This window comes from Pandoraea sp. XY-2 (assembly GCF_004193915.1).
Lineage (GTDB): Bacteria > Pseudomonadota > Gammaproteobacteria > Burkholderiales > Burkholderiaceae > Pandoraea > Pandoraea cepalis.
Window position 1 is genome coordinate 479,424 of record NZ_CP030849.1, and the last position, 12,196, is coordinate 491,619.

Annotated in this window: 9 protein-coding genes and 1 pseudogene; 1 reads left to right on the top strand and 9 read right to left on the bottom strand. The window is 65.2% G+C overall.

The genetic code is table 11. The features are described from left to right. Positions 1-75 precede the first annotated feature (75 nt). The 6 genes and pseudogenes from DRB87_RS02125 to argS all read right to left on the bottom strand — a co-directional run bounded on the left by DRB87_RS02125 (position 76) and on the right by argS (position 6,564). Positions 76-1,395 (bottom strand): MFS transporter, encoded by a 1,320-nt coding sequence (locus DRB87_RS02125; RefSeq protein WP_130024690.1) that lies wholly within the window; start codon positions 1,393-1,395, stop codon positions 76-78. Positions 1,396-1,621: 226 nt separating this feature from the next. Beyond that, a complete protein-coding gene (locus DRB87_RS02130; RefSeq protein WP_130024691.1) occupies positions 1,622-2,113 on the bottom strand; it encodes a hypothetical protein in 492 nt (163 codons plus the stop codon). A gap of 99 nt (positions 2,114-2,212) precedes the next feature. Further along, a complete protein-coding gene (locus tag DRB87_RS02135) occupies positions 2,213-3,067 on the bottom strand; it encodes an SDR family oxidoreductase (RefSeq protein ID WP_130024692.1) in 855 nt (284 codons plus the stop codon). A 46-nt stretch (positions 3,068-3,113) separates the two neighbouring features. Next, positions 3,114-3,797, bottom strand: coding sequence for a thiol:disulfide interchange protein DsbA/DsbL (locus tag DRB87_RS02140; protein WP_130024693.1), 684 nt, complete (start codon positions 3,795-3,797; stop codon positions 3,114-3,116). Positions 3,798-4,046: 249 nt separating this feature from the next. Then, positions 4,047-4,664 (bottom strand): SPOR domain-containing protein, encoded by a 618-nt coding sequence (locus tag DRB87_RS02145; protein WP_240756147.1) that lies wholly within the window; start codon positions 4,662-4,664, stop codon positions 4,047-4,049. 119 nt (positions 4,665-4,783) lie between these two features. Beyond that, positions 4,784-6,564 (bottom strand): annotated as a pseudogene (argS, locus tag DRB87_RS02150) (arginine--tRNA ligase). A gap of 167 nt (positions 6,565-6,731) precedes the next feature. Between argS and DRB87_RS02155 the strand changes: the two are divergent. Beyond that, positions 6,732-7,058: a DUF1840 domain-containing protein gene (locus DRB87_RS02155; RefSeq protein ID WP_130024695.1), complete on the top strand. Its 327-nt coding sequence runs from the start codon at positions 6,732-6,734 to the stop codon at positions 7,056-7,058. 214 nt (positions 7,059-7,272) lie between these two features. On the opposite strand, the gene DRB87_RS02160 is transcribed toward DRB87_RS02155, so the two are convergent. The 3 genes from DRB87_RS02160 to DRB87_RS02170 all read right to left on the bottom strand — a co-directional run bounded on the left by DRB87_RS02160 (position 7,273) and on the right by DRB87_RS02170 (position 12,185). Beyond that, complete coding sequence (locus DRB87_RS02160; RefSeq protein WP_130027670.1) at positions 7,273-7,983, bottom strand: MgtC/SapB family protein; 711 nt, start codon at positions 7,981-7,983, stop codon at positions 7,273-7,275. Positions 7,984-8,166: 183 nt separating this feature from the next. Beyond that, complete coding sequence (metH, locus tag DRB87_RS02165; protein WP_240756265.1) at positions 8,167-10,872, bottom strand: methionine synthase; 2,706 nt, start codon at positions 10,870-10,872, stop codon at positions 8,167-8,169. Between the two features lie 170 nt (positions 10,873-11,042). Beyond that, a complete protein-coding gene (locus DRB87_RS02170) occupies positions 11,043-12,185 on the bottom strand; it encodes a homocysteine S-methyltransferase family protein (RefSeq protein WP_130024697.1) in 1,143 nt (380 codons plus the stop codon). Positions 12,186-12,196: the final 11 nt, after the last annotated feature.

Here is a 12,196-nt window from a genome sequence, read left to right on the forward strand (position 1 = left end):
AATGCCCCGGCGACCGAATCAGGTCGCCGGGGCATTGTATTTTTGCCGTGCGTACTTTGGGCGTCGCGTGCGACGTCAGGCGTGCTGCGTCGATGCCGCCGTGTTGCGGCCGTCGCGACCGAGCAAACCGTACGTCACCAGGCTGATCGTCACCGTCATCAGAATGTAATACGCGGGGGCCAGCGGGTTCTGCGTCGCCTTGATCAGGTACGTGATCCAGAACGGCGCGAGACCGCCGAACAACATCACCGAGACGTTGTAGAGAATCGAGACGCCCGTCGAGCGCACGCCGACCGGAAACACCTCCGTGACCGCCGTCGGGAACGCGCCCCACACGAAGCCCATGCACACGGCCGGCAGAATCTGCGCGAGCAGCAGATTGCCCATCGACGGCGCACTGTGTAGCCGCGTGAACATCCAGAACGACGTCAGACCGTAGAGCAGCACGAACAGCAGAATCAGCGGTTTGCGGCCCACGCGATCCGAAATCCAGCCCGTGAGCGGGCACAGCGCGGCGATCAGCATGGCGGCGATGAACGTCGACAGGCTCGCGGCGCCCTGCGTCAATCCCAACTGCTTGACTGCGTAGATCGGCGTATAGATCAGCGTGACGTAGAACGACGTCGTTGCGGCAACCGTCAGGCCGAAGCCGGCGATGAGTGCGCGATAGTGATGCGAGAAGACGTCGGCGAGCGGTGTGCGGCGGGTCGGTGCACGCGCGGCCGCGTAGGCCAGAAACTCCGGCGACTCCGTCATGCGACGTCGAATATAAAAGCCCACCGGACCGATCAGAATCCCGAACAGAAACGGAAGACGCCAACCCCACGATTCGAGTGCCTCCTTGGTGAGCGACGTGTTGAGCACATACGCGCACAGCCCGGCGAACGCGACGGCCAGTGCCTGCGAGCACATTTGAAAGCTGCCGTAGAAGCCGCGCAGGTGGGGCGGCGAGAACTCGATGAGCATGGCCGTCGAGCCGCCGAATTCACCGCCCGCCGAGAAGCCCTGAATGACGCGTGCCAGCAGGATAAGCAACGGCGCGGCAAAGCCGATCGCCGCATACGTCGGCGCAATACCGATCAGGCCCGTGCCCAGCGCCATGAGCAGCACCATGACCGAGAGCGCCGACTTGCGCCCAGCCCGGTCGGCGTACAAACCGAATGCGAGCCCGCCGATGGGACGGAAGAAGAACGCTACGCCAAGCGACGCCACACTCGCCAGCAGCGAGTTCGTATCGTTTTCCGCGGGGAAGAAGAGTTTCGCGATGATGACCGCGAAGAGACCGTAGACCGTAAAGTCGAACCACTCGAATGCATTGCCCAGCGTGGAACCGATCACCGCTTTGCGTCGCAGTGCCGGATCGATGACCGGCGCGCCGGTGGGGGTTGCCTGCATATGCCTCTCCTGCTTGGTTGGGCGTGCCGCAGTCGGATCGGTCTGCTAACGTCCGTCGACATCCGTCCGCTCGCTGACGGCAAGACCGGTTTAACGTCGTGTGTACCTCTATCGAAGTTACACAAGCACTCTAGCGCAGGTTCGCAATGCACCACAACGGTTCAATAATCCGCGCCGCCACGGCGGCCGGTGGCGTGTTCCAAGGGAGAAACGCAGGCGTATCGAGCTATCGATTCCCCCGGCTGCCCTTCCACCGATAGTCTCGTTGACCGACCCATTCCCACGTGCCGGTGTAGGGATTGAACTCGTAGCCTTCGCGGTATTCGCTGGTGTAGCAGCCGCCCTTCTGCAGATAGCATTTCTCGCTCAGGAAGTGAGCGGCATCGCGCGACGTGCGTGGTCGCGCCTGCGGCACGACGATATACGGCTGCGCGGGGGCGATCACCACGGGCGGGCGCGGCGCAATGATCACGGGCGCCGGGGTCACGATCACCGGTGCAGGGGCGACGATCATGGGCGCGGGCGCGACGAGGGTCGGGGCGGGGCGGATGTACGATTCCGGCGGGCCGACGATTTGCCAGTTGCCGGGATCCAACGCTGCGCACCCGGAAACCATCAGGGCGAGCGGCAGGCTGAGGATGAGGGCGATGCGTCGATGAAGCGCGACGCCGCGATTGGGGCAAGCGCGTGACGCGGCTTGCGTTGACATGGCGTTCATGGGGACGTCGCGCGTTAGGGATGCGGAGCAATGTAACGCGTGACATTCAGCTTTCCCCGGCTTCGCCCGTAGATTTGGGGAATATCCCTGCGTTGGCCGCTATTTGGGGCCTGTTGAGGGACCGTCCGGCGGCTGGACGGTGTTGGCCGAGGGGGCGTTTTGTACGTTGCGCTCGGACAACCGTGGCTTTCGCGGTGCACGGGCGAAGAGCCTGTCGTAAAGCCAGCGCGGCAGGCATCGCAGGACACAGGCCACCACGCCCATCGGCCACGGCAGCACCACGAAGCGCTTGCGTCGGGCGATCGCCGCGGCCGCCTTGCGCGCGAACGCGTCCGCGGGCATCAGGAACGGCATCGGGAACGGGTTGCCATCCGTCATTGGCGTGCGAATGTAGCCCGGCGCAATCGTTACGACCGCGACCTTGGCAGCGCGCAATTCCACTCGCAGGCTTTCGAGGTACGTCATCGCGGCGGCCTTCGAAGCACTGTAGGCGCCGTGCCCTGGCAGACCGCGCACACCGGCCACGCTGCCGATACCCACGAGCGTGCCGTGCTTGCGTTCGCGCATCGGTGCCACGAAGGGGCTGAACGTGGCCACCATCGCCAGCCAGTTGGTGTCCATGACCGACGCGAAGTGCGGTAGATCGGCCGGGTCTTCGGTCGTCACGCCGTGGCTGATGCCCGCATTGGCGATGACGATGTCCGGCACGCCGTGACGGGCCATGAAGTCGTCGGCCGCCGCGTGCAGCGCGAGCGTGTCACGCACGTCGAGCGCGTAGCTATGTACGGCATGCGGATGGGGGAGCGAGGCGGCCAGATCGGCGAGCCTGTCGCCGCGTCGGCCCACTAGCCCGAGGATGGCGCCCTGCGCCGCGTAGTGGCGTGCGAGTGCTTCGCCCAATCCACTTGAGGCGCCCGTGATAAAGACCTTCGGTGATGTTGTGTGTGTCGCCATCTAATGCAAAAGCCCGGCCGGGGCCGGGCTGGGTGAGCGGCGAAGCTTACAGCTTCTTCGCGCGGATCTGGTTGATGATGGCGTCGGCCGTCTTGAGCGCCGCATCGAACGTCTGCTGCTCGGTCGTGGCCGGCTTGCCCGCCTTTTGCAGGGCGTCGCCCGAAGTGGCCGGCGAGACCAGGTACTTGCCCTGGATCGCGATCGTCGGCACGCCGTCGATCTTGTAGTCCTGCCACGTCCTGTTGGCCGTCTTTACGCTGGCCTGGGTCGAGAAGCCGTTATAGGCGTCGAGATACTTCTGCTTGTCGATGCCGAACTGCGTGAGGAAGTCGGCCTGCGTTTGCGCCGTCAGCAAATAGTTGTGCTTGACGTGGATCTCGTTGAAGACCTTCGGTGTGAGTTCAGCTTCGCGGCCCAGCGCGTGGAGTGCGTAGAACATGCGGGTGTGCGGCTCGAAGCGGTCCTGGAAGGCGACTGGCACGCGCTTGAACACGACATCCTTGCCTTGCTTCTTGACCCACGCTTCCAGCGACGGTTCGAGCGCATTGCAGTGCGGGCAGCCATACCAGAAGAATTCGGTGACTTCGATTTTGCCCGCGCCGGCCGACGTGGGCTGTGCTTGCGGCAACACCAGGTAATCGGTTCCCGCGACCGGGGCTTCGGGCGAGGCCGAGGCGGCGCCGCAAAGGAAACCGAAAGACAGCAGAACGGTACCAAGAAGTTTTTTCATGATCGTTGTTGAGGAGTGAGGCAGACGCGCCAGCCATCGGTTGGCCGGCGCTCCTGCGAAACCATATCCCGGATTCACATAGATAAGCTAGTGCTTATGACCAGCGCCGCGCTGCCGGGTTCAACCTCCCGGCAACCCCGGCGTTTCCCGAACGATGCTGACGGTAAACCATGCATTCCGCGCGGGTGCGACGCGGTGCCGGGCGAGGAAACAAGAGGCGTTGCCCTGATCGAGCAGCGCCTCTTGCGGTTATTGCCTCGTGAAGCGGATAACGGCTGTGTCGTAGCCACCATCCTGCAGGCGCTGACGCACGTGGTTCATCTCGTCGAGCTTGCCATACGGGCCGAGGCGCACGCGGTAGAGCGTCAGACCGTTGGCATCGCGCTGCGTGACTTTCGCCTCGAAGCCCGAGAGCGCCAACTTGGCGCGCAGTTGCTCGGCGTCGCTCTGCGACTTGAATGCGCCGACTTGCAGGAAGTAGCCCGTGTTGGCGGTGTCCGTCGCGCTGGCGGGCGGCGTGGTCTGCGGCGCGACCGGCACGGTCGACTTGCCGCTGAGAATATCGGCGGGCGACGGCTTTGTCGGGGCCGGTGCCGTGGGCGCGGACGCGGTGGGCGACGTGACCGGTGTGCCGGGTACGAGCGGCGACGTCACGGCCTGCGAGGCCGACTCCGGCCCGGCCACGGCCGACGCGGCGCCCGGCAGTGGCGTGCGCGGCTGCAGCGACTTGTTCGGATCGGGCGCTTGCGCGGCCGGCGAGTTATCGGCCGGGCGCGGCGGCGTCTTTTCGACGAATGGGGTCGGCGTCTTCGTGATGTAGAGCGCGACGACGACGGCAACGGCCAGCCCAACGATCAGGCCGAGCACGATGCCCAGAAAAGTACCGCCCGCTGGCGGGGAGGCCGACGTGTGTTTGCCATCGAGTCGATTCCGTCCTTACAGAGTTCCGATGCGTTTGCCGTTCGGAAGGGTTGGATAACTGGGGCTTACATCTTGGCCGGGGTCGACACGCCCAGCACCGCAAGACCGTTGCGCAGCACCTGACGCGTCGCCGCCAGCAGCGCCAGACGCGCGTGCTTGACGGTCTCGTCGTCGACCAGCACGCGATCGGCGTTGTAGAAGGAGTGGAACGCCCCGCCAGATCCCGCAGATAGAAGGCCACGGCGTGCGGCGCAAGTTCCTCGGCCGCGCGCGTGAGCATGTCCGGGTATTCGGCGAGCAGTTGCAGCAGCGCGAGCGCGCGTTCGCTGTCGAGCGGCGCGAGGTCGGTGTGGGCCAAACGGGCGTCGTCGCCGCCCCATTGCGTGAGGATCGAGCAGATGCGGGCGTGCGCATACTGCACGTAGTACACCGGGTTCTCGTCGTTCTGCTTGAGCGCGAGATCCACGTCGAACACGAATTCGGTGTCCGCCTTGCGCGAAATTAGGAAGAAGCGCACGGCGTCGCGGCCACGGCGCAGGGCGGCTTCACGCTCGGCCGGATCCGTGACCGGGGTTTCGGCCGTGATGCCGCCCGACCACTCGATCAGGTCGCGCACGGTCACGTAGCTGCCCGCGCGCTTGGAGATCTTCACCTCTTCTCCGTGGCGCATGACGGTGACCATCTTGTGCAGCACGTAGTCGGGGTAGCCCGTCGGAATGCCGATGCCCAGCGCTTGCAACCCCGCGCGCACGCGGGCGATAGTGCCGTGGTGGTCCGACCCCTGCACGTTGATGACTTGATGGAAGCCGCGCGCCCACTTGCGGGTGTGATAGGCAACGTCCGGCACGAAGTACGTGTACGTGCCGTCGGACTTGCGCATCACGCGGTCCTTGTCGTCGCCGTAATCGGTGGTGCGCAGCCACAGCGCGCCGTCCTGTTCGTACGTCACGCCCGCATCGACGAGCGCCTGCACCGTGCGCTCGACACTGCCGTCGGCATAGAGCGACGACTCGAGGTAGTACTGATCGAAGCGCACGCCGAAGGTCTGCAGATCGATGTCCTGCTCGCGGCGCAGATAGGCCACGGCGAACGCGCGGATCGAATCGATGTCCTCGATGTCGCCGCTGCCGGTGACCGGGGCGCCGTCGGACGCCTGCACGGTCTTGTGTGCGAGGAAGTCTTGTGCGATATCGCCGATGTAGTCGCCGTTGTAGGCCGATTCCGGCCACTCGGCGTCGCCCGGCTTCAGGCCGCGCGCGCGCGCCTGCACCGAGGTGGCGAGCGTCTGGATCTGCACGCCGGCGTCGTTGTAATAGAACTCGCGATGGACCGGATGGCCTTGCGTGCCCAGCAGCGCCGAGATCGTGTCGCCGAGCGCGGCCTGACGGCCGTGACCCACGTGCAGCGGGCCGGTCGGGTTGGCCGAGACGAACTCGACGAGCACCGGCGCGTCGTCGTGGCGCACGGCGCAGTGGCCGAAGGCGGCGCCTTCGGTCAGGATCGCGCGCGCCACCGACTGCTTCGCGGCGTTGGCCAGACGCAGGTTGATGAAGCCGGGGCCGGCGATCTCAACCGCGTCGACGAGTCCGCTCGCGCGGGCGTCGGCGAGGATGGCGTCGGCAATCTTCTGGGCCAGCTCGCGTGGATTGGCGCGCAGCGGCTTCGCGAGTTGCATCGCCACGTTGCAGGCCAGATCGCCATGCGCGGCGACTTTCGGGCGTTCGAGCAGGATAGTCGGCAAGGCCGGCGCATTTTGCGCGTGGGTCGCAGTGCCGTCTGCGGGCATCAGACCGGCGACGACGTCGCCGATCAGCGCGACGAGAGCATTCTTTTGTGCAGGTAGCATTGGCGGGTGTTTCGGGTGCGTCCGGACGCGTCCGGACAGGCAGTTGAATCGTCAGCACCGGATTTTAACAGGTGTATGATGAAGTCACGGTACCCGCTGATCCCACGCGTTGCGTGACATGCGCTCGGAGCGGCGGAGGGGGTCACAACGCTAATAGGGAGACAACCATGCTGGTAACGTTCAAGTCGCACGCTTCGCCCACGATCACGATGCTGGAAAATCTCGCGCAGTTTCTGCTCGGGCTGGTCGGCAAGAAGCTTGGCGAGCGCGGTGCCATCGGCGAGGACGAAATGGGCGAGGCCATTGCGAAGTTGGAAGCCGCCATCGCGGAAGACAATGCCGCCGCGAAGAAGGAAAACGAGGGCAAGACGTCCGGCGAACGAGAGGAAGAGGATCGTCTGCGCCTGGCGCAACGTGCGTATCCACTGCTCGATATGCTGCGGGAGTCCCGCAAGGAAAACGTCGCCGTGATGTGGGAGACGGGCCGCCGCTAAGCGGTCTAAGGCAACTGCAGGCCCTCGCAGACAGCGCGGGGCAGGCTACTCCCCTTGTCCGGCACGACGCGCCCGTCGTCCGAGCGCGTCGCTCGCCAACCCTCTCGCTTTCGCGTGAGTTCCCCGTCCCGGAATCTGCAATTTTCAGTGCCAGCGATCGATGCTGCGACGCCCTCGCATAGGGCGTCATCGCGCATCGTTCGGCATGTTTCCCCTAGTCGTCCGAACGGCTCGACCAGAACACCTGATTCACCCCCGGCAGCGTTTCCAGGTGATCGGTGAGGGCGTCGAGTTCGCCAGCCTGCACGGCGGTGGGCAGCAGCAGCGCTTCGATCTCGACGTCGGCTTCGCCGAACGGGTGAATATCGAGCGCGCGCACGGGATAGTTCGACGCTTCGAGCCAGGCTTCCACCTTGTCGAGCACTTCTCGTTGCGTCGTGCGGGCGCAGATAACGGACAGCGCGTAAGTCGCCTCCGACGTCGCCTCGTTGATCGGGGCGCGGTTGATGCGGTTCACGACGGGACGCAGCAGCGTATTGGCCGCCAGCACGAAGCCCGCCACGACGACGGCTTCGACGATCAGACAGGCCCCGGCGGCGGCGCCCACGGCGGCCGAGCCCCATAACGTGGCGGCGGTGTTCAGGCCGCGCACCGAAGCGCCGTCTTTCATGATGGCGCCGGCCCCGAGGAAGCCGACCCCCGACACGACGTAGGCAATCACGCGCGTATCGCCGGGCATGAGCCGCATCGACAAGTCGACGAAGGCGGCGGCCCCCACGGCCACGAGCACGTTGGTGCGAAGACCGGCCGTGCGCTGGCGGACTTGACGCTCCACACCGATGATCGTGCCCAGGATAAACGCGACGAGCAGCGAGACGGCTGTGTTGAGCAGCGGCAGGAGGTGAAAATTCTGAATGCTTTGCAATGCGTGCATGGAACCTCTCGAAGTGGGCCGGTCGACAGATGGCAAGGCGCCGGCGGCCGAGGATTCGATCTGCCGGCTCAGCCCGAACGGGCGGGACACTACGCGTCGGTTGCGACAGGGGCGTGACACCGGCATCGGCGTGCAGTCGTCATGCCGCCCGCCGGGTCACGCGAAGGAATGCGATTACGACAGTTGCGGGGCCAGCAGGCGCCGGGCGGTGGCCTCGTCCACGTTGGCGCGTTCCATGAAGTCCTCAACCTGATCTGGGCCGATCTTGCCGACGCTGAAGTACGTGCTGTCCGGATGCGACAGGTAGAAGCCCGATACGCTCGCGGCGGGCAGCATGGCGAGCGATTCCGTGACGCTCATGCCGACTTCATGGGCTTGCAGGTAGTGGAACATCGGTCCCTTGACGGAGTGCTCGGGGCAAGCCGGGTAGCCCGGGGCCGGGCGAATGCCGACGTACGCTTCCTTGATGAGGGCGTTGTTGTCGAGCTGCTCGCCGCCGGCGTAGCCCCAGAACTCGCGACGCACGCGCGCGTGCATGCACTCGGCGAACGCCTCGGCGAGTCGGTCGGCCAATGCCTTGAGCATGATCGCGCTGTAGTCGTCGTGTGTGGCGAGGAAGCCGGCTTCCTTGGCGTCGACACCGAGACCGGCCGTCACCGCGAACACGCCGATGTAGTCCGCCACCCCGCTGTCCTTGGGCGCGATGAAGTCGGCCAGTGAGCGGTTCGGGCGACGCACGCCGTCGACCACGGGCCGCTCGCTTTGCTGTCGCAGGTTATGCCACGTGAAAGCGACTTCCGAGCGCGACTCGTCCGTATAGATTTCGATGTCGTCGTCGCCGACCACGTTGGCGGGCAGCATCGCGATCACGCCGTTGGCCGTCAGCCAGCGGCCCTTGATCATGCGATCCAGCATCTCCTTGCCGTCCGCGAAGACGCGTTGGGCCGACTCGCCGACGATTGGGTCGCTGAGAATCGCGGGGAAGGGGCCGGCCAGATCCCACGTCTGGAAGAACGGCCCCCAGTCGATGTAGTCCGCCAGTTCGGCCAGATCGTAGTTCTTGAACACGCGCCGGCCAATGAACTTCGGCTTGGGCGGGACGTACGTCGACCAATCGATCTTGAACTTGTTCTCCCGCGCCGTGGCGAGCGAGACCATCGGCGTGGCCCTGCGATTGGCATGCTGTGCCCGCACGCGCTCGTAATCCGTCTTGACCTCTTCGAGATATCGCTCGGCGGCCTCGTCCGACAGCAGATTCGAGGCGACCGACACCGAGCGCGACGCGTCGGGCACGTAAATCACGGGGCCGTCATAGTGCGGCGCGATTTTCACGGCCGTGTGCACGCGCGACGTCGTGGCGCCACCAATCATCAGCGGAATATTGCGCAGGCGGAAGTAATCGTCGCGCTGCATTTCCGAGGCGACGTAGGCCATCTCTTCGAGGCTCGGCGTGATGAGACCCGACAGGCCGATGATGTCGGCGCCTTCCTCCTTCGCCTTGGCGAGGATGTCGGCGCAGGGCACCATCACGCCCATGTTGACCACTTCGAAGTTGTTGCACTGGAGCACCACCGTCACGATGTTCTTGCCGATGTCGTGCACGTCGCCCTTGACCGTGGCCATCACGATCTTGCCCTTCGAGCGAACGTCTTCCCCGGCGGCGGCCATGCGCGCCTTTTCCTCTTCGATGAACGGCACCAGATGCGCGACGGCCTGCTTCATCACGCGCGCGCTCTTGACGACCTGCGGCAGGAACATCTTGCCCGCACCGAACAGATCGCCCACGACGTTCATGCCGTCCATGAGCGGGCCCTCGATCACCTGGATCGGACGGCCGCCCGCGGCGTGGATCTTCTGGCGCACTTCTTCGGTGTCGTCGACGATGAACGTGGTGATGCCATGCACCAGTGCGTGCGCGAGACGCGCTTCGACCGGCTGGTTGCGCCACTCCAGGTTCTCTTCGCGCCGTTGGGCGCCGCCCTTGAAGCGCTCGGCGATCTCCAGCAGACGCTCGGTGCTGTCGTCGCGGCGGTTGAGCACCACGTCTTCGACGCGCTCGCGCAGTTCGGGATCGAGGTTCTCGTACACGCCGAGCTGACCGGCGTTGACGATGCCCATGTCCATGCCCGCCTGAATCGCGTGGTACAGGAACACGGTGTGAATCGCTTCGCGCACGAGGTCGTTGCCGCGGAACGAGAACGAGACGTTCGATACGCCGCCGCTGATCTTCGCGCCGGGCAGGTGCGCCTTGATCCAGCGCGTGGCGTTGATGAAGTCGACCGCGTAGTTGTTGTGTTCTTCGATGCCGGTGGCCACCGCGAAGATGTTCGGATCGAAGATGATGTCCTCGGGCGGGAAGCCCACTTCGTCGACGAGCACGCGATAGCTGCGCGCGCAGATCTCCGTCTTGCGCGCGTAGGTGTCGGCCTGCCCGTGTTCGTCGAAGGCCATGACCACGGCAGCGGCGCCATAACGGCGGATCAGCTTGGCGTGATGCACGAACGCGTCGCGGCCTTCCTTGAGCGAGATCGAGTTGACGATGGCCTTGCCCTGCACGCACTTGAGCCCGGCCTCGATCACTTCCCACTTCGACGAGTCGATCATGATCGGCACGCGCGCGATGTCCGGCTCGGAGGCGATCAGGTTCATGAAGCGCACCATCGCGGCCTTGGAGTCGAGCATCGCCTCGTCCATGTTGATGTCGATGACCTGGGCGCCGTTCTCGACCTGCTGACGGGCGACCGCGAGGGCTTCATCGAACTGGCCGTTCAGGATCATGCGCGCAAACGCTTTCGAACCCGTGACGTTGGTACGCTCACCGACGTTGACGAAGAGCGTGCCCGCGCCGATGTTGAAGGGTTCGAGGCCGGACAGGCGCATCGGCTGCACTGGCTCGACAGATTCGACAGGCGTCAGGAAGGGCGTTTGGCTCATGGGGCAATCCGTTCAGTGGTTGGCGCGTTGGCCGTGCCTCCTGCGTGAGAGGCGAGGGCGGCGCGCCGGGCTTGCTGCAATCAGTCTTGTCTTCTTCGGGCGGACGGTCGCGACGCTCAGGCGTCGTCGCCGTCGTCGCCATCCGTGCTGCCGCTGCCGCCGGTGGGGCGATATTGCGACGGCCATCGGCGCGGCTTCACGTCAGCCAGCGCCTTCGCGATCTCCGCGATGTGTTCCGGCGTGGTGCCGCAGCAGCCGCCCGCCAGATTCACCAGGCCCGCCTGCGCGAATTCCCTGAGCAGGCTCGACGTCACGTCGGGCGTCTCGTCGAAGCCCGTATCGCTCATCGGGTTGGGCAGGCCGGCGTTCGGGTAGACCGACACGTAGGTGTTGCACAGCTTGGCCAGTTCAGCGATGTACGGACGCATGAGCGTCGCCCCGAGCGCGCAGTTCAGGCCAAACGTGAGCGGGCGGGCGTGACGCAGCGAATTCCAGAACGCTTCGACCGTCTGGCCCGACAAAATGCGCCCGGAGGCATCGGTGACGGTGCCTGAAATCATGATCGGCAATACCTCGCCGGTGTCTTCGAACAGCTCGTCGATGGCAAAGAGCGCGGCCTTGGCGTTGAGCGTATCGAAGATCGTCTCGACGAGGAACAGATCGACGCCGCCTTCGAGCAACGACTTGGCTTGCGCGTAGTAGGCGTCGCGCAGTTGGTCGAAGTCGACGTTGCGCGCGCCCGGATCGTTCACGTCCGGGCTGATGCTCGCGGTCTTCGGCGTCGGACCGATGGCGCCGGCGGCGAAGCGCGGCTTGTCGGGCGTGCTGAAGGCATCGCAGGCCTCGCGCGCCAGACGTGCCGACGCGCGGTTCATCTCGTCGGCCAGATCCTCCATGTGATAGTCGCTCTGAGCGATCGTCGTCGCCCCGAACGTATTCGTCTCGAGGATATCGGCGCCTGCCGCAAGGTATTTGCGATGAATCTCGCTGATGATGTCGGGGCGCGTGAGCGAGAGCAGCTCATTGTTGCCCTTGACGTCGTGCGCGAAGTCGGCGAAGCGCTCGCCACGGTACTGGGCTTCGCTCAGCTTGTACTGCTGGATCATCGTGCCCATGGCGCCGTCCAGAATCAGGATGCGCGATTCGAGCAGCGCGGGCAGTGCCTGACCCCGCGTGTAGCGCGGCTGCGAGCGGGCCGGAGCCGTGGTCGATGCGGTCCCCGTAGGGGCGTTGACGGCGGATGGGCTAGCGGTGGTCATGACGGACGTCG